The sequence below is a fragment of the Fictibacillus macauensis ZFHKF-1 genome (genome assembly GCF_000269865.1).
Lineage (GTDB): Bacteria > Bacillota > Bacilli > Bacillales > Fictibacillaceae > Fictibacillus_C > Fictibacillus_C macauensis.
The window spans coordinates 195,784-215,565 of record NZ_AKKV01000026.1; the positions used below are offsets into that span (position 1 = coordinate 195,784).

15 protein-coding genes and 1 other annotated feature are annotated in these 19,782 nt (G+C 41.8%); all 15 genes read right to left on the bottom strand.

Annotated elements, in window-relative coordinates:
• Nucleotides 1-115 precede the first annotated feature (115 nt).
• Entirely contained in the window at nt 116-1,789 is a 1,674-nt protein-coding gene (gene lonB / locus A374_RS11490) for an ATP-dependent protease LonB (protein ID WP_007202381.1), read from the bottom strand.
• A 126-nt stretch (nt 1,790-1,915) separates the two neighbouring features.
• Entirely contained in the window at nt 1,916-3,190 is a 1,275-nt protein-coding gene (clpX, locus tag A374_RS11495; RefSeq protein WP_007202382.1) for an ATP-dependent protease ATP-binding subunit ClpX, read from the bottom strand.
• Between the two features lie 397 nt (nt 3,191-3,587).
• Entirely contained in the window at nt 3,588-4,883 is a 1,296-nt protein-coding gene (gene tig, locus A374_RS11500; protein ID WP_007202383.1) for a trigger factor, read from the bottom strand.
• A gap of 116 nt (nt 4,884-4,999) precedes the next feature.
• Complete coding sequence (locus A374_RS19560; RefSeq protein ID WP_007202384.1) at nt 5,000-6,037, bottom strand: hypothetical protein; 1,038 nt, start codon at nt 6,035-6,037, stop codon at nt 5,000-5,002.
• A gap of 191 nt (nt 6,038-6,228) precedes the next feature.
• Nucleotides 6,229-6,813: a 3-isopropylmalate dehydratase small subunit gene (leuD, locus tag A374_RS11510; protein ID WP_007202385.1), complete on the bottom strand. Its 585-nt coding sequence runs from the start codon at nt 6,811-6,813 to the stop codon at nt 6,229-6,231.
• Nucleotides 6,800-8,230, bottom strand: coding sequence for a 3-isopropylmalate dehydratase large subunit (gene leuC / locus A374_RS11515; RefSeq protein WP_156793211.1), 1,431 nt, complete (start codon nt 8,228-8,230; stop codon nt 6,800-6,802). Before leuC ends, leuD begins: the two co-directional genes overlap by 14 nt.
• Nucleotides 8,231-8,240: 10 nt before the next feature.
• Complete coding sequence (gene leuB, locus A374_RS11520) at nt 8,241-9,338, bottom strand: 3-isopropylmalate dehydrogenase (protein ID WP_007202387.1); 1,098 nt, start codon at nt 9,336-9,338, stop codon at nt 8,241-8,243.
• 58 nt (nt 9,339-9,396) lie between these two features.
• Complete coding sequence (locus A374_RS11525) at nt 9,397-10,935, bottom strand: 2-isopropylmalate synthase (RefSeq protein WP_007202388.1); 1,539 nt, start codon at nt 10,933-10,935, stop codon at nt 9,397-9,399.
• A gap of 131 nt (nt 10,936-11,066) precedes the next feature.
• Nucleotides 11,067-11,311, bottom strand: a binding site (T-box leader).
• Nucleotides 11,312-12,012: 701 nt separating this feature from the next.
• On the bottom strand, nt 12,013-12,825 hold the full coding sequence (locus A374_RS11530) for a PP2C family serine/threonine-protein phosphatase (protein ID WP_007202389.1): 813 nt from the start codon (nt 12,823-12,825) through the stop codon (nt 12,013-12,015).
• Nucleotides 12,818-13,270, bottom strand: coding sequence for an HIT family protein (locus A374_RS11535; protein WP_007202390.1), 453 nt, complete (start codon nt 13,268-13,270; stop codon nt 12,818-12,820). Before A374_RS11535 ends, A374_RS11530 begins: the two co-directional genes overlap by 8 nt.
• A 67-nt stretch (nt 13,271-13,337) precedes the next feature.
• The gene (locus tag A374_RS11540; RefSeq protein ID WP_007202391.1) at nt 13,338-13,682 is read right to left on the bottom strand and encodes a hypothetical protein; all 345 of its coding nucleotides are present in this window, start codon (nt 13,680-13,682) and stop codon (nt 13,338-13,340) included.
• A gap of 105 nt (nt 13,683-13,787) precedes the next feature.
• A complete protein-coding gene (gene ilvC / locus A374_RS11545) occupies nt 13,788-14,798 on the bottom strand; it encodes a ketol-acid reductoisomerase (protein WP_007202392.1) in 1,011 nt (336 codons plus the stop codon).
• A 37-nt stretch (nt 14,799-14,835) separates the two neighbouring features.
• On the bottom strand, nt 14,836-15,354 hold the full coding sequence (gene ilvN / locus A374_RS11550; protein ID WP_007202393.1) for an acetolactate synthase small subunit: 519 nt from the start codon (nt 15,352-15,354) through the stop codon (nt 14,836-14,838).
• Entirely contained in the window at nt 15,351-17,069 is a 1,719-nt protein-coding gene (gene ilvB, locus A374_RS11555) for an acetolactate synthase large subunit (protein ID WP_040340539.1), read from the bottom strand. The genes ilvN and ilvB overlap by 4 nt, the downstream gene beginning before the upstream one ends.
• A 320-nt stretch (nt 17,070-17,389) precedes the next feature.
• The gene (gene ilvD, locus A374_RS11560) at nt 17,390-19,057 is read right to left on the bottom strand and encodes a dihydroxy-acid dehydratase (RefSeq protein WP_007202395.1); all 1,668 of its coding nucleotides are present in this window, start codon (nt 19,055-19,057) and stop codon (nt 17,390-17,392) included.
• Nucleotides 19,058-19,782: the final 725 nt, after the last annotated feature.

The window sequence follows — 19,782 nt, forward strand, 5'->3', positions numbered from 1 at the left end:
CATCTCGTTGCCAACACCAAAATAACCGAAAAAAATCTTCAGTCTTTGTACAATTCTACCTATAAAGCGGCGATTTGTCTAATCGTAGTTAATAGATGATAAAGAAAGCCCCCTCTTATACAGATTTTGGAGGGGACTTTAAAAAAGTTGAAGCTGGAATGGCTTGATCTTCTTGGTGATCTTGTTGTAAAAAGACTTGTTGTAGCACTTGCGAAAGCTTCGTTACGGGGATAATTTCAATGCCTTCTATGTCATGTAGCATTTGTTGATCGTTATCCTTTGGAATGAAAACGCGTTTTACACCCGCTAATTTCGCTGCCTGTACTTTCGCCATCACGCCACCGACTGGCTTAACGACACCGTGCACACTCAATTCTCCGGTCATTGCCACTTCGCGATCGATGGCTAACCCATGAATGGAAGAGTAAATCGCCGTTGCAATCGCAATTCCTGCTGAAGGACCATCAACTGGCCCGCCACCTGGGAAGTTAACATGAATATCAAAGCGTGACGCATCTTCTCCCATCGAACGTAGCACAGTCATTACATTTTCTACAGAGCCTTTAGCCATACTTTTACGTCGAATGGATTTTGCATTGTTGCCGATCGATTCTTCTTCTACAATACCAGTAATCGTAATGCTGCCTTGTTTTTTGGCTGGCGAGACAATCGCTTCAATTTCTAATAATGCACCACTGTTCGGTCCGTACACGGCTAAGCCATTGACGAGTCCCGGCTTTGATTTTTCGCCAATTTTCGTTTCAGGACGTGGTGTCATGTGACTAGAATGTACGACCCATTCCATGTCTGCTTTTTTCACAAAGTCACGTTCTTCTGTAATGGCAAGACCCGCTGCAATTTGCATCATATTCACGGCTTCACGGCCATTTTTTGCGTATTTTGCAAGCACCGCTACTGTCTCATCATCCACAGCCATTTTCACTTTATCCGCTGCTTTACGGGCAATCTGCTCCACTTCTGGTGCTTGTAAATCTTTAAAAAAGACTTCTAAACAACGCGAGCGAATCGCTGGTGGAATCTCATCCGGTGTTCGTGTCGTCGCTCCAATTAATCGGAAATCAGCCGGTAAACCATTTTGAAAGATATCATGAATATGCGTTGGAATATTCACGTTTTCTTCATTATAATAGGCACTTTCTAAAAAGACTTTTCGATCCTCTAATACTTTTAATAGTTTATTCATTTGAATTGGATGAAGCTCTCCAATTTCATCAATAAATAAAACACCGCCATGGGCATTTGTAACGGCCCCTTGCTTCGGTTGCGGAATACCTGCTTGCCCCATGGCGCCCGCACCTTGATAGATCGGGTCATGTACCGAACCGATTAACGGGTCAGCAATGCCGCGTTCATCAAAGCGTGCTGTCGTTGCATCAAGCTCTACGAACACCGAGGACGGACGAAACGGTGATTTATCATTACGTTTCGCTTCTTCTAATACAAGTCGTGCCGCTGCAGTTTTACCGACACCAGGCGGTCCGTAGACGATTACATGCTGTGGATTTGGTCCACATAAAGCAGCCTGTAGCGAACGAATCCCATCTTGTTGTCCTACGATATCAGAAAATGAAACAGGTCGAACTCTTTCAGACAATGGTTCTGTTAAAGCGATGCTTCTCATCTTTCGAAGTTGATCCATTTCTTTTTTTGACTCTTTATCGATGCTCACCTTTTGCGTCCGCTGCGAGCGAAGCAAATTCCAAAAGTAAAGGCCAATGATGATGCCAAAGAAAAGCTGTATAAGTAATGCGATCCCAGTCCAGTTCATGTCTTCCTCCCATATAGGTTCCTAGTTAACTCTAGTATCTCCGAGTGTCTAGTGCCCTAAACGGTAAAAGTAGCAAAACGTAAAAAAAAGGAACCCACATAGTGAGTTCCTTTTGTGTAGAAAAGCTTATGCACTTTCTTTTGGTGTTTCTTTTTTCGGTTCTACAATCGTACCATCAGATAACTCCAATTTAGGTGGTACTTTATCAGAAACCGTTTCTTTCGTAATGATACATTTTGCAACATCATCACGTGATGGCAATTCGAACATCACATCAAGCATCATGCCTTCAATAATGGATCGAAGACCACGTGCTCCTGTTTTACGCTCGATCGCTTGCGTTGCAATTTCTTGTAACGCTTCATCTGTAAAGTCTAGCTCCACACCATCTAAATCAAGGAACTTCTTGTATTGTTTAACGAGCGCGTTTTTCGGCTTCGTTAAAATTTCAACAAGCGCTTCTTCATCAAGTGGCGTTAAGCTTGCTGTTACTGGTAGACGGCCAATGAATTCTGGAATTAAACCGAAGCGTAATAAATCTTCAGGCAATACTTTTGCTAAATATTCGCCTGCTTTTAATTCCGCTTGTTTTGATTCTGAACTAAAGCCAATAACCTTTTTACCGAGACGGCGTTTAATAATCTGCTCAATTCCATCAAATGCTCCACCGCAAATAAATAAAATATTTGTTGTGTCAATTTGAATGAACTCTTGATGCGGATGCTTACGTCCGCCCTGTGGTGGTACACTTGCTACCGTTCCTTCAAGAATCTTCAAGAGTGCTTGCTGCACACCTTCACCAGATACGTCACGCGTAATAGATGGATTCTCAGATTTACGAGCAATTTTATCAATCTCATCGATATAAATAATACCTTTTTCTGCTTTTTCTACATCATAGTCAGCTGACTGAATGAGTTTAAGAAGAATGTTTTCAACATCTTCCCCAACATATCCTGCTTCTGTTAATGACGTAGCATCCGCGATGGCAAATGGTACGTTCAAAATTCTTGCTAACGTTTGAGCCAATAATGTTTTCCCGCTACCCGTCGGTCCGATCATAGCAATGTTACTTTTTGCAAGTTCCACTTCATCGGATTTTTGCGTAGAGTTAATGCGTTTGTAATGGTTGTAGACTGCTACTGAAAGCGACTTTTTCGCTTGATCTTGCCCGATTACATACTCATCAAGAATTTTACGAATTTCCATTGGTTTTGGAATTTCTTTTAGCTCAACATCTTCTTCGGTACCAAGCTCTTCTTCTACGATTTCGGTGCAGAGTTCGATACACTCGTCACAAATATATACACCTGGTCCTGCTACCAGTTTACGGACTTGATCTTGTGTTTTTCCACAAAAGGAACACTTAAGTTGCCCTTTTTCGTCATTGAATTTAAACAATGAAATCACCCCTAAACCTTATATTGGTGAAACCGACAATCAACTACTGATTATAGGTTTGTTACTTCGAACGTCTATGTAACCGTCCGCTTGTTGCTTGTTTTTCCATTAGGTTATGTATTGGATTGTATCATATTACCCTTGCCCAACGGAAATAAAAACGCTTCACTTGCCAAGTTAGTATGTATTTCGCAAAATTGGTGTGTTCTATAAGTATAACCCTTCGTTCTTTTTTAAAACCTTTTTTTAAAAAACACCTCACCGCTGTTTGTAAAAAAGGAGAAAAAAGACCTATTAAAACCTTTCCATATTAAACCGAAATCTCCTGCATGTCATAAACAAATAATTATATAAAACAAGGCACGAGTAGTTCGTGCCTTGTTTCTACATGCTTTATTTATGCAACTGTTTTGCTGTTTTCTACAAGAAGATCAATTGCTTTTCTTACTTTAAGGTCAGCAGCAACTGCGTCGCTTCCACCTTGCATAGCAAGCATTTGTTTAATTTGTTCTACGTCCATGTTGTACATTTCAGCCATTTTGTTTAGCTCTTCTGTAATTTCTTCTTCAGAAGGCTCAATGTTCTCTGCTACAGAGATTGCTTCAAGTACAAGGTTAGTTTTCACACGAGTCGCTGCATCGTCTTTCATTTGTGAGCGAAGTGCTTCTTCGTCAGTACCTGAGAATTGGAAGTAAAGATCAAGGTTCATACCTTGCATTTGAAGACGTTGACCAAACTCTTGAACCATGCGGTCAAGCTCAGTGTTAATCATTGCTTCAGGAACGTCTACTTCTGCTGCTTCAACTGCTTTTTCAACGACTGTATCACGTGTGTGATGCTCGCCTTCGTGCTTTTTGCTTTCTTCAAGCTTGCCACGAAGTTTTGCTTTTAGCGCGTCTAAAGAATCTACTTCTTCATCTGCTTCTTTTGCAAACTCGTCGTTTAATTCAGGAAGTTGTTTTGATTTAATTTCGTGAACTTTCACTTTGAATACAGCAGCTTTACCAGCAAGCTCTTCTGCATGGTATTCTTCTGGGAAGTTAACGTTAACGTCTTTTTCAACGCCAGCTTTTTCGCCAATTAACTGCTCTTCAAAACCAGGAATGAAAGAACCAGATCCGATTTCTAGTGGGTAGTTATCCGCTTTTCCACCTTCAAATGCTTCTCCGTCAACAAATCCTTCGAAGTCAATAACAGCTGTGTCGCCGTCTGTGATTTCGCCATCTTCTTTTACGACAAGCTCAGCTTGTTGTTCTTGAAGTGTTTTAAGCTCGTTGTCTACATCTTCATCTGTAACAGTCGCATCAAATGCCGTTACTTCTAGTCCTTTATAGTCACCAAGTTTTACTTCTGGTTTTACAACAACTTTCGCTGTGAAAACGAGAGTAGTCCCTTGTTCCATTTGCTCAATGTCAACTTCTGGACGATCTACTGGCTCAATTCCAGTTTCTTCTACAGCATTGCTGTATGCTTTCGGAAGAATAATATCAAGCGCATCTTGATATAGAGATTCAATACCAAAACGTTGTTCAAACATTTTACGAGGAATTTTTCCTTTACGGAATCCAGGAACGTTAACTTTTTTAACGACCTTTTTAAATGCTTGATCAATCGCTGTATCTACTTCAGACGCCTCAACTTCTACCGTTAAGACACCTTGATTACCTTCTAACTTTTCCCACTTTGCACTCATTGAAAGTTCCCTCCAACATTACATATTTCAACAAAATAGTTTACTATTTTCGTTACAACCACTTCATTATATCATAACAGGCTTGATTTTCAACAATGAGCCGAGAGAATACTCCATTAGTTGTTGAAAAAATCTTGTGTGCCAAATGTTAAGCGTTCAATATCAAGTAACTGCTGAACGGCTTGCTGCAACGCTTCTGGATGAAAATCAACCGAAGCTTCACTATGGATTTCCTGCTCCATGCCACTTAATTGCTGTGCGGCCGCCTCGACTGCATGCGACCAAAAATAGGCGTCTAACGGCATCGGTTCTTGCGGATAAATGGCCAATATGTAGTCCCACCAAACGGTTAAAGCAAACTCAAGCAACGTTGGATTTTGTTGCGACAAACGCTCCTCTAGTTCCTTCTTTACAGCGACGTTAAAAGCATGTTCATATACATCGTATAGATCTCCAATGGAAATCGTAAAATCCTTGCCAAACTTATGTACGATAAATGTTTCATTTTGCCCTTTAAAGAGGAGGTGGTTTAATACCATCGTCTTAATACCAGGATGCCCGTTCTCTCGTTGTAAAAATTGTCGATAAATAGGAAGTGCGAGATCAACATCTATGTAGCTTAGCTGTTGAATCGCAATCCATTGATTATGTATTTCGTCGCTTTTAAGCATGTTTTCAAGTGTTGCCATTTCCTGTGTTACATCTTTTTCTTCTGCTTCTGAGCCATCGAATGCCGAATCGACTTCCGACATTTTTCGACCGAAGTGCAATAGCTGATAAAAAGATTCTGCTTGCGCTGCTGGTAGCTGATGTTCTTCTAACACCGCTTCTACAACCGAAACAACCTTCTCATATTCAGACAGTTGAATGAGTACAGAAAGATAAATTTGCAGCACATCAAAGTAATCACCAATGTCTTTATTCAGCATTTGCTCGGCTCGTTCTCTCGCATCCTGTAACTGTCCAAGTTCAATTAAGCTTAGAACCGCTCCAAGGTTACCCTGAGGATGCATTGGATCTTGCTCTAACAATTGGAGAAAGCACGTTAGCGCCTCTTTAAATTGTTTCGCCTTTAATGAATCCATGCCTTTTTCCAAAAGACGAGCAGAAAGTCTTGGAAACATGACAACATTGTCTTTTTTTTCATTGTCCATAGGATTTGTTCACTTCCAATTTATATTAGCATCAGTGTAACAGGTTCACCGCCTTAACACAACAAATGTCAAGGAAAACTACGGTGAACAAGCATGAAATCCGAAAGAGGGGTAACGTCCTCATTCGGATTATTCACCTTCGTTCACGTTTCTTCTATAGTATTCCCTGTTTTCTCGTCCATAAACGAACGCTACACGGTATGCGTTAATTCATGCTGCGTAATGTTTTTTTCATAGTGCATTGTAAGTGAAATTTCATCCCAGCCGTTCACTAGCATCTCCTTCCAATAAGGATCGAAGGAAAAAGCAAACGCCGTACCATCTGAAAACGTAAGTGTTTGTGAATCAAGAGAGACTGTTAGCTTTTCTCCTTTTTTTGCTTTTACCATCAGCACGTCCCGCTCCTGCTCGGAAACGGTGATGAGCAACAAACCATTTTTCAATGAATTATTGTAGAAAATATCAGCAAACGATGGCGCAATAATTACTTTGAATCCATAATCAGCAAGCGCCCACGGCGCATGCTCTCGAGAAGAGCCGCACCCAAAGTTTTCGCCGGTAATTAAAATGTCCGCATCCGTCACCTCTGGCGCGTTTAACTCAAATGATGCATTAGCATGTCCCTCAGAATCGTATCGCCAATCAAAAAAAGCATAGCGTCCAAAACCGGTACGTTCCACTCGTTTTAAAAACTGTTTCGGAATAATTTGATCTGTATCCACATGCTTTCGATCTAGCACGGCGGCTACACCTGTAAATGTTTTAAAAGCAGTCATGAGCTACTTCACTTCCTTTCTTAAGCATTGTTCGTACATCTACAAATTTACCAGCAAGTGCTGCAGCTGCAGCCATCGTCGGTGATACGAGATGGGTTCTTGCTCCCTTACCTTGCCGTCCTTCAAAATTCCGATTCGAAGTTGAGGCGCAGCGCTCACCAGATGGGACAAGATCAGGATTCATGCCAAGACACATGGAACATCCTGAGTCTCGCCACTGAAAGCCAGCTTCCTTAAAAATGACATCTAGCCCTTCTGCCTCCGCTTGCTTTTTCACAGCTTGAGATCCTGGAACGACGATAGCCTGAACGTTCTTATGAACCGTGTGACCGGCAACGATGCGGGCGGCACTGCGCAAATCACTCATGCGTGCATTCGTACAAGAACCGATAAAGACGTGTTGAATGTCAACATCACATAACGATTCGCCTCCCGTTAACCCCATATATGAAAGGGCCGCTTTTACCCCTTCTCGTTCATTGTCAGCTCCTTCATGCGGACGCGGTAGCACTTGAGATATGCCAATGCCCATGGATGGATTCGTCCCCCATGTGACCATCGGTTCAATCGTTTCTGCGGCAAGCGTAATCGTTTTGTCGTACACCGCATCCTCATCTGAAGCGAGTGCTAACCAACGTTTTGCTGCCTCATCAAAGGCGTTTGAAATCGGAGCATACTTTCGATCTTTACAATAGGCAATCGTCGTTTCATCAGGAGAAATTAAACCTGCTTTCGCACCAGCCTCAATGGACATATTACACAAGGTCATCCGTTCTTCCATTGAAAAGGAGGAAATGACACTGCCGCTAAATTCCATCACATACCCGGCGCCAACGCTCGTTCCATAGCGAGCAATGAGCGATAAAATGACATCTTTTGCACTGACCCCATAGCCTAACTCCCCCTCAATCACCACGTTTAATTGCTTTGGCTTTTGCTGCCACAACGTTTGTGTAGCTAACACATGCTCTACTTCGCTCGTTCCAATCCCAAATGCTAATGCTCCAAATGCCCCGTGTGTTGATGTGTGACTATCACCACACACAATCGTTTTTCCAGGCAACGTTAGTCCGAGCTCTGGTCCAATGACATGGACGATCCCTTGGTCATCAGAATGTAATCCTTCTAATTGAATACCAAATTCCTGACAATTCGCTTCCAATGTTTGCATTTGCTTTTTCGCGATCGAATCCTCGATCACATACCGATTCAATGTTGGTACGTTATGATCCATCGTAGCAAAACAACGATCCGGTCGACGAACGGTTCTATTTTTTTGTCGCAAACCTTCAAATGCTTGCGGCGAAGTCACTTCATGCAACAAGTGCAAATCAATGTAGAGCAAGCTTGGTTTTCCCTCTTCACTGACTACTTCATGTTGTTCCCAAATTTTATCGATAATACTTTTTCCCATCACTCTCTCCCCCTTACTGATACACTTCATGAATAGTTGCAGTTGCTGCTTCTATTTCGAGACAAGAGACAAGCGCTTCAATAACGTCTGACGTGGTAGCCGCTTGTTGCTCACTAGCAGCGATATCACTAGTAACCACATGTGTTCGCACTACTTCCTGAACCGCTAGCTCAATTGCTGCTGCTTCTTCTTCTAATTGAAACGAATGACGTAACATCATCGCAACCGACAACACCATGCCAAATGGATTTGCCGAATTAGAGCCCGCAAGATCCGGCGCAGATCCGTGCACAGGTTCGTACAATGCGGGACCATTTTCACTAAGTGAAGCTGACGGCAACATGCCGAGCGAGCCTGTAATCATCGACGCCTCATCAGATAAAATATCACCAAACATATTTTCCGTTACGATGACGTCAAACTGAGAGGGCTTTCGAATCAGTTGCATGGCCGCATTATCAACGAGCATATGCTCAACCGTTACGTCTGGAAATGCCGCATGTACAGCTCGCACTTCTTCTCGCCATAGCTTACTCGTTTCAAGTACGTTCGCTTTATCGACCGAAGTGAGCTTTTTCTTTCGCTTGCGTGCTAACTGAAAAGCTTTCGTAACAATGCGGGTAATTTCTTGCCGATGATAAGCTAACGTATCGACGGCTTCATCTTCTGAACGTCGCTCTTTCGGCTTCGCAAAATACAAACCGCCCGTTAGTTCTCGTACGATGATAAAATCAACGCCCGTTACGTGTGCTTCTTTTAACGGCGAGAGTGCGGTTAAATCTTTAAAAACAGAAACAGGACGAACGTTAGCATATACCTTTAGCGCGTGGCGAATGGCTAACAATCCTTGTTCGGGTGTAACCGCACCTCCTTCCCACTTCGGTCCACCAACTGCTCCTAACAAAATAGCATCACTTTGTTGGCAACTAGCGAGTGTATCAGCTGGCAACGGCTCTCCTGTCCGATCAATCGCAGCGCCGCCAATCTCCTTTTCAATGATCGTAAACACATGATCAAAACGTTTTTCAATGACGTGTAACACTGCACGTGCTGCCTCCATCACTTCTTTTCCAATCCCATCTCCAGGTAAAACAGTAATCATTTTTTCCATAAAACGCTCTCCCTTCACAATGTTAACTTTTTCATCATCTAACCATTATAGAATTCTCTTACGCATGCACCCTTTGTCGCTGGTACGATTCCTGTAACAAGACTTTATTTAAGGCATGAATATACGCTTTCGCCGATGCTTGTAGCACGTCTTGCGCTGTACCACTTCCATTCATCTCCTCCTGTTCGTGTTGTAAACGAACTGTCACTTGCGCTAAAGCATCTCTACCCGCACCAATAGACTGGAGACGATAATCTTTTAACTGCACGGGCAATGAAATCATTTGATCTAACGTATGATAGATCGCTTCCACACTTCCCGAACCAGTCGCTGCATGATTTTCGATCGTTCCTTCCGGCGTTTCGAGTGAGATCGTTGCCGTTGGAATGTTGTGACTGCTATAGGTGACTTGTACACTTCGTAAGCTATACATCGAAAAAGGAAGCTGCATATGTTGATCTGTGAAAAGCGCAAACAAATCTTCTTCAGTTACCTCTTTTTTTGTATCCGCTAGTTTCTTAAACTGCTGAAACAACGAATCAATAACCGCATCTTCAACAACTAACCCTAAGCGCTTGATACTATCCCGAAACGCGTGACGACCGGAATGCTTGCCAAGCACAAGCGCATTGGAAGCAACACCTACAAGCTCAGGAGAAATAATTTCATAGGTTGATTTTTCTTTTAAAACACCATCTTGATGAATGCCTGATTCATGCGCAAAGGCATTACCTCCCACAATCGCTTTATTCGGTGGAACATTAATTCCTGTAAAACGACTGACGAGCCTACTCGTGTACGTTATTTCTTTTAAATGAAGACGCGTTTGACAACCGTAAAAATCAGAACGAATGGCTAGTGCCACAGCAATTTCTTCGAGCGCTGCATTGCCTGCGCGTTCGCCAATGCCATTGATTGTACATTCCACTTGATCGGCGCCATGTTCAATCGCAGCAAGCGAATTTGCTACAGCCATTCCTAAGTCATCATGGCAATGAGCGGATAACATTGCTTGATCCATATTCGGAACGTGTTTCTTCATATAAGAAAAGAGCTGACCGTATTCCTGTGGTGTATAGTATCCAACCGTATCTGGTAGATTAATAATTGTTGCCCCAGCGTCAATCACTTGTTCGATAATATTTGCTAAAAAGGGGTAATCAGAGCGGCAGGCATCTTCCGCTGACCACTGCACCGTTTCAAACTTTTGTTTGGCATACCGCACTGCTTCGACCGCTAACGCAATAACTTCTTCAGGCGTCTTTTTCAACTTATGTGTCATATGAATTGGTGATGTTGCTAGGAATACGTGGATGCGAGGGTGGGGAGTGTCTTGCAATGCTTCCCATGCCGCATCAATATCGTGTTTCGTCGAACGAGCGAGCGCGGTAACCGTACTCTGCTTAATCTCGGCTGCTATTTGTTTGACCGCTTCTAAATCGCCCGGTGACGCTGCCGGAAAGCCAGCTTCAATCACATCAACACCAAGTCGTTCTAGCTGTTTAGCAATCTCTAGCTTTTCGGTACTATTCAAATTCACCCCAGCTGTTTGTTCTCCATCTCGCAATGTCGTATCGTATAGTTTAATGGTTCTCATCCATGATTTCCTCCTCTTTATAGCGAATATTAGCAATTTTTAAATAATTATAGATACACCTATTTCATCCTCCCCTCCCTTGCTTTACACTAAAAAAAGCCTTTTCACTCCCTTGGCAAGTAGTTCTTACCAGAAGGGGCGAAAAGACTTCTTTTCACGGTACCACCCTTGTTCACGATTTTTATTAATAAAAAAACCGTCTCAAAGACAACAGTTTGTCATTTTGCTAACGAGTTATTATTGATAACCCGGCCTTTTCTACTTAGGTTCAAAAAGGCACTCAGGGGTGAGAGTCAACAGTGGTTCTTACCGGATCTCAGCATTACCGGTTCTCTGTAAAGACTTTACTGTTTCCATTCCCCATCTTCGTTTTTGCTATTAGTATGATCTGCAATTGATATTGCTGACTATCTTACTCTCCTTTTTCACTGGGGTCAACCGCTTTTTTTGAAAAAAAGTGATTTATCTGTCAATTCTGACATTCTGTATCCGCTTACAGTGTAGACGTAGCAGCGGTTCACTGCGAACTAAAAAAATTTATAAATAAAATGAGTTGAAACGCTTACATAGTTAAAAAAATAATGCTAGCTTCACTTGAGCTAGCAGGAATTATAAAATGTTATAGAAATTTTCAAATAAAGTGTACACGTTTTTAGACAATCATAAATACTTTAGTGAAATAAAACCTAAGTGGTTTGGTTAGAAATACATGGAAAGATAGGACTGAATGGGTAACGGGTTCGGTTGGTGGGGAGAAAATATTAAATAACAGCATAATTAAGGACACAATTCGCACATGAATTGGTGTCCTTAATTTTGTTGTTAAATCGATCAGGGATGCTTCCGCAGTGTATAACACTGTGGAAGCATCTTTTTTATTCCTGCAATATTTTGATGAAGTTCTCCTCGTTCCAATTTTTACTAAAAAAACTTCATTAAAAAAAGACAGAGCCAATTCAGTAACAGGTTCGGTTGATGGGGAGAGAACTTACAATAACAATAAAAAAAGAGGTGCAATTCGCGCCTCTTTTTTTATTGTATTTCGCATCATATTTAGCATAGTAATCGGTAATTTAGTTACTGATTACTCGGTATCGTAACTTCCTTTAGGTTATTTACTTTCCAAGAAATTATGGTAGTGCTATCTCTCACATTATTTTCTTGGATATTTTGAAATATTGCTTTTATACTTTCCTCTTCCTTAGAATCGCCGAATGAATTATATATTTTTTTAGGGTTTGCATACGGTTCATTAGGACACTCAAGTAGACCATCTGTGGTTAGAAATAAGTGATTTTCTCCTTTTCTCAACTCTTTTACTCCCACGGTATAACAAGGTACATCTTGTTCAAATGTATTAACTTGTCCTATCCATTCATAAAATTGCCTTTGATTTATTTGATATTGACCTAGCTTAGCTAATTCTGGATGGAATAAAAAAAGAATGCAGTCCCCAACAGAAAACCACCAAACATATTTACCTTTTCTAACAACAATTAAACAAGCGGTTTCTCCTTGTATATTATGGCAAGTAGATAAGAATTCTCTAGATTGAAACATACTTAATATTTTTTCTTCTAGTTTCTTAAACGCTTTTTGAGTTATGTCTAAAGATAATAAATGCTTTATCGCGTCCTTTTCGTTTGCGAACAATCCTACGACCTTTTCGGCACTCTCGGCTGTATTATGTGCATCTAAAATGATTACAAACTCCCAATTCTCTTTTTCGTTAAACCAGATTAGACATCCATCTTCATTTTTATATTGCCCTGCATTTGCATTCCCACCATATCGTCCTATAGTTATATGATTTAAACATACGATGCTTTCTCTATCAACAAAGGTTTCTTGACTTCCAATCCAACTAAAATCTCTAATATTATTATTCAAATGGATTATCCTCTAAATATGTTTTAAGACGATTACAAAGTTTAATTACTTCATCGTTATCTCCCATCGGAGCAGCTTCCCAATCGTAAACTTCCATTGGACCCCAATGTTCTTTTGGTGTATTAGGATAACGAGCAACTAAGTGCATATGAAGATGGGGAACAGAATTACCTGAAATAAGTGAGTAGATATGTTCCGCGTTTTCTGAATCTTTTAGTGCTTTACTAACTCTAGCCATAATGGTACCGAATGCTTTTGCTTCCTCTACTTTTAATTCGGCAAGGGTCGGTACGTGTCTTTTTAAATCAATCATAATATGACCTAAATAATTAGGCTTATCACTTTTATCAATGTGACCAACATACACATATTCATCTTCATAAATAATAATTCCAGAAGTTTCGATAGTGCCAGCGTGTTTATTACAAATGAAGCAATCATCCATACAAATCAACCCTTTTTTAGTATTTATAGCATTATAATACAAAAAGAAAATCATTTATATAGTCTTTTTATCTCTGCCAGTTCTTGATAATACTCTGCCAAGGTCTGTGTATCGTTAGTAGAAGGTGGTTATGGGTAGTGAGAATACTTGGGAATCTAGCATGTTTTTTCGCAAATTCATTGAGATGGACTTCCTTTTGTAAAATCGTATCCAATCCAATTTCCCCAAAGTTCATTTCCCAATCATATGCGACATCGCTCCGAAATACATAGCGAGTTAATACATCTGCCGACACGACAATATGAGTAGGGAATTGAGTTTCTTCCACATCATCGTAGTGTTTTCCGCCCATTCCCTTTTGACGAACATTATTAAGATAATAGATCATTTCGTTTCGTAACGTTCTAAACATTCCAAACACCTGCGATACAAAAACTCTAATTGATCGTAATACGTTTCTCTATCGATTTCTAAAATGTCGCACGGTCTAGTCACTGGCGTTCTACTTAAAAGCAATTTAGCAAAATTTTTCCGGTGACTGTTGCTTTACAAACGGCATCATCTCTCGTAATTTACGGCCAACCACCTCAATTTCATGCTGACGCTCTCGTGCATTGACGGCGTGGAAAACAGGACGATTCGCTTGGTTTTCAAGAATCCAACTCTTCGCAAATTCACCACTTTGAATATCGGCTAACACTTGCTTCATACGTCCTTTCGTTTCCTCATTAACGATGCGTGGTCCTGACGCAAAATCACCCCATTGCGCAGTATCAGAAATCGAATACCGCATGCCTTCTAATCCGCCTTCATACATAAGATCAACAATCAGTTTTAGTTCATGTAAACATTCAAAGTATGCAACTTCCGGTTGATAGCCAGCTTCTGTTAATGTTTCAAACCCGGCTTTAACGAGCGATGTAAGTCCACCACATAATACCGCTTGTTCACCGAATAGGTCCGTTTCTGTTTCTTCTTTAAAGGTTGTTTCTAGTACTCCAGCGCGTGCTGCCCCAATTCCTTTCGCATAAGCAAGCGCCGTTTCTTTAGCCTGTCCACTCACATTTTGATTGACAGCAATTAACGCGGGGACTCCTGCTCCTCCTTCATACGTACGGCGCACAAGATGACCAGGTCCTTTTGGTGCAACTAAAAACACATCCACAAAAGCAGGAGGTACAATTTGATGAAAGTGAACGTTAAAGCCATGCGCAAATACGAGCGATTTTCCAGGAGCGAGCGCCGGTTCAATTGACTCCTTATACACGGTTGGTTGTAGTTCATCAGGAACTAACACCATAATTACGTCTGCTTCCTCACATGCCTGCGCCACACTTGTTACGGTTAAGCCGTCACGTTTTGCTTGCTCAAACGAGGATCCTTGTCGCACACCAACGACTACGTTATAGCCACTATCGTTTAAATTGAGGGCATGCGCATGTCCTTGCGAACCATATCCAATCACCGCTACGGTTTTTCCTTGTAAGTCGTTGCTTTCGATTTCGTTTTCATAATATACCTTTGCCATTTTAAAATCTCTCCTTTAAGTTTAATAGTGGGAATTTTTAAATAATGGATGAGGAAACAAAGCTATGAACGGTTCGCTGTGTTCCTCGCGTCATCGCGGTTAGACCCGTTCGGGCAATGTCTGTTATGCCATATGGTCGTAACAGCTCAAGTAACGCTTCTACTTTTTCATGATTACCTGTCACTTCAATCGTAATCGTCTCGCTGCTAACATCAATAATACTTGCGCGAAACGGCTGGATTAACACCGTTACTTCACTGCGCATTTGTGGTGTAGCTGCAACTTTCACAAGCGCTAATTCGCGCGCAACAAGTGCTAGCTCTGTGATGTCAATCACTTTTAAAATATCAATCTGTTTGTGTAATTGCTTAATAAGTTGTTCTACTTTACGATGATCCTCTACTTCAACAACAATTGTAACTTTTGATAGTTCTTGTGTATGGGCATGCCCGACAGAAATACTTTCGATATTAAACTGGCGCTTCGTTAAGACACTTGTTATGCGTTGTAACACGCCACTTTGGTTTTGTACAGTCGCCGTAATCATGCGTCTCATTTTTTCACCCCTAGCATTTGATGAATGCCTTGACCTGGTGCAATCATCGGATACACATTTTCATCAGAGGCGACTCGGCAATCTAGTAAATACGGACCCTTACTGTGAAGAGCCTTTGCCACATGTGTTCGTACCTCTTGCGGTGTTGACACCGTTGCTGCTGGAATGTTATACGCTTCTGCTAGTTTGACAAAATCCGGCTGCACCGGCAACAACGATTGTGAATAGCGTTCCTCATAGAAAATTTGTTGCCATTGTCGAACCATACCGAGTGATTGGTTGTTAACGATGATTACAATGACCGCTAATTGTCGTTCTTGAAGGACAGAAAGCTCTTGCAAGGTCATTTGAAAACCACCATCGCCTACAATGGCTACAACCGGCAAATCCGGTTTCCCCATTTTAGCGCCAATTGCTGCCGGAAAACCAAAGCCCATCGTTCCTAATCCTCCAGACGTTACCCAGCGATTGGGTTTCGTAAAACCATAATATTGCGCACTCCACATTTGATGTTGACCCACATCGGTCGTTACAACTGCCTCGCCTTTTGTTTCTTCGTGAACAAGTTGAAGCAATTGTTGTGGCTTTAATACCTCTTCGCTTGTGTCATACCACAACGGATAGTGTTCTTTATAATTGGCAAGTGTCGCTACCCATTCTTGCGTTTCACCTCGTTCTGTTTCTAACGCTAGCATTGTCTGAAGCGTTTGTTTGGCACAACCGACAATGGGAATCGTCGGTTCAATGATTTTGCCAATTTCAGCAGGATCAATATCAATATGAGCAATCGTCGCTTTACTCGCAAAATGATTTAGATTCCCGGTGAGGCGATCATCAAAGCGAGCGCCAATGCCAATGAGTAAATCACAGTCATACAATGCCATATTGGCGGCATACGTTCCATGCATCCCTGCCATCCCTAGAAATAAATCATGATTGTACGGAAAAGTCCCAAGTCCTAATAACGTATTTGCTACGGGAATGTGATACTGTTCAGCAAAATTACGAAGGGCCTCTTCGCCTTTTGCCACTAACACACCGGCACCTGCTAAAATGACAGGCCGTTTCGCGTTCGTGACAGCCTCCATTAATCGTTTCACTTGTAATACATTCGGTCTCACAGTTGGCTCATAACCTGGTAGGGAAACGGGCGGATGTGATTCATAGTCACCGAGAGCGGTCGAAACGTCTTTTGGAATATCAATAACAACCGGACCCGGTCGTCCCGTTTGCGCGATATGGAAAGCTTCCGCAATCATTCTCGGTAGGTCTTCTGGCTTCTGCACTTGAACATTATGTTTCGTAATCGGCATCGTAATTCCAACAATATCTGCTTCTTGGAAGGCGTCTGTCCCAATAACAGAGGTAGCCACTTGGCCTGTAAAGATTACGAGTGGCAAAGAATCAATCATCGCATCAGCAATACCTGTAACAAGATTCGTTGCCCCAGGCCCTGATGTTGCAATTACTACACCCGCTTTTCCGGTAACCCGTGCGTAGCCTTGGGCAGCATGAATAGCACCTTGTTCGTGTCGCGTTAAAATATGCTGTAAGTTTCGTTTGTAAAGCGCATCATAAATGGGAAGTACAGCTCCTCCTGGATAACCAAAAATCACATCAACTTGTTGTGCTTCCAATGCCTCCATCAGCATTTCTGCTCCAGACATTGTTGTTGTCTTCTTTCGTTCTTTTTCAGCCACGAAACTGGCCTTCATACTAGCTCCCCCTTTGCCATTCTGCTTATAAATGAAAAAAGCCTTCTCACGCCCTCGGCAAGTCCTACTTACCAAAAGGGGTGAAAAGACTTCTTTTCACGGTACCACCCTTGTTCACGACTCTGTTACAAGCCGCCTCAAAGACATTGTTGCTGTCTGTTTTTGCTAACGAGTTATCCTAAAATAACCCGGCCTGCTCTACTACATTTCGAAAAGGCACTCAGGGGTGAGATCCCAACAGAAGTCCTTACCGGTTCTCAGCTTTCCCGGTTCTCTGTAAAAGTCCTTTCTGTTTTCGTTCCCCGTCTTCGTTTTCTCTATTAAATTTTTAAAATACCACCCGTGTTAGCTGAAGTTACGAGCTTCGCATACCGAGCTAAATAACCAGATTGAATTTTTGGTGCAGGCTGTTGCCAGTTCGCTTTTCGTTGTTGCCATTCTTCTTGTGATAATTGAGCTTCAATGGTTCGATCAAGTAAATTAATTACGATGGTATCGCCATTTTCTAAAAATGCGATGGGTCCGCCTTCTGCTGCCTCTGGCGACATATGACCAATGGAGATGCCGCGTGAGGCACCAGAAAATCGCCCGTCTGTTAACAGCGCCACTTTTGTACTTAGTCCTCGACCGGCAATTGCTGACGTTGGCGTTAGCATTTCAGGCATGCCCGGTCCACCTTTTGGACCTTCGTAACGAATAACCACGACATGTCCTTCTTTTACTTCACCCGCGTGAATGCCTTCAATCGCTTCCTCTTGTGATTCATAAACGATTACTTCGCCTTCAAAGGTTTGAATGGAAGGATCCACGGCACCCACTTTAATGACACAGCCGTCAGGTGCGATATTGCCAAATAGAATTGACAAGCCACCCACTGGCGAGTACGCATGCGCCTCATCACGAATGACATCAGAATTGGTTACTTCAGCATTTTGAATGTTTTCATATAAGCTTTTTCCCGTAATCGTAAGCCGTTCTTTATGAATGGCACCAGGAATGTTACTTAACTGCTTAATAATGGCGCTCACACCACCGGCTTCATGCACATCTTGCATCGTGTAATCAGAAGCAGGACTAATTTTAGATAAGTATGGAACGCGACGCGCCACTTCATTAATGCGCTCTAAGTCGTAATCAATACCCGCTTCATTCGCAATGGCTAACATATGAAGCACTGTATTCGTCGATCCTCCCATCGCCATATCGAGAGCAAACGCATCATCAATGGCTTGCTTTGTAATAATGTCGCGCGGCGTAATGTTATTCTCTACGAGCTTCATGAGATGCTGTGCCGCCTCTTTATATAAAGAATTGCGTTCTTTTGATGTCGCTACAAGCGTTCCGTTTCCTGGTAATGTAATGCCAAGCATTTCCATGATGGAGTTCATACTATTTGCGGTGAACATTCCAGAGCATGAGCCGCATGTTGGACAAGCACTCGTTTCTAGCTCAAGTAACTCATCGCGACTCATCTTTCCAGAAAGATGAGCGCCTACTCCTTCAAAAACGGACGCTAGCGATAGTGATTTCCCTACGGAAGATTTACCTGCTTCCATCGGCCCACCCGATACGAAAACAGCTGGAACATTCGTCCGAACCGCTGCCATGAGCATCCCTGGTGTAATTTTGTCACAATTCGGAATATAAAAGACGCCATCAAACCAATGCGCATTAATGACCGTTTCAGCAGAATCCGCAATAATTTCTCGACTAGGAAGCGAATAGCGCATTCCAATATGCCCCATAGCAATGCCATCATCGACACCGATTGTATTAAACTCAAACGGAATGCCTCCAGCTTCGCGGATCGCTTCCTTTACAACTTCACCGACTTTATTTAAATGCATGTGACCCGGAATAATATCCACATACGAGTTACATACACCGATAAATGGCTTATGCATATCCTCTTCTTTCACGCCTGCCGCATGAAGTAAACTGCGATGAGGCGCACGATCAATGCCTTGCTTAATCATGTTACTGCGCATACTAACAACTCCCGTGCTAAAGTTTCCATTTTTTAAATTAAGTGAATATTCATAATTGCTTTAATTGATATTGCTGATTATCTTACGCCCCTTTTCTATTGCGGTCAACCGCTTTTTTTCGAAAAAAAGTGATTTATCTGTCAATTCAGACATCCTGTATCCGCTTACAGTATGGACGTAGCAATGGTTCACAGCAAAGCAAAAATATTTATGAATAAAATGCGTTAAAGCGTTTACATAGTAAGAAAAAAAGAGAGGTGCTGTCACGGTTCAGTGAGCATAATTACTTTAGTGAAGTAAAACCTAAGCGGTATGGTTAAGAAAAACAATGAAAGGCAGAGCGTAATATGCTCTGTTTTTTTGATTTGATGAAAAAACAAGGCATTATTTTTTTTAAAAATAGACAAGCTTTTTCAGTAGAAATTTAAATTTTAGTTGGAAGGAGTAGGTCTTTTGCTGAAATATGTAAGCATAAAAAAGAGGATGCTCCCACAGTATTATAAGCTGTGTTAGCATCCTTATCTGTTTAAAACCTTATCAGATCAAGGTTTCAGTATGTAAGTAAATGGCGTCCCAGGAGGGATTCGAACCCCCGACCGTACGCTTAGAAGGCGTATGCTCTATCCTGCTGAGCTACTGGGGGGATGCTGTTCCTTATCAGCCAAAACACAGGCATATAAAAGGTTAGCACAGATTAAATTTTCACTGTATGGCTACAATATATA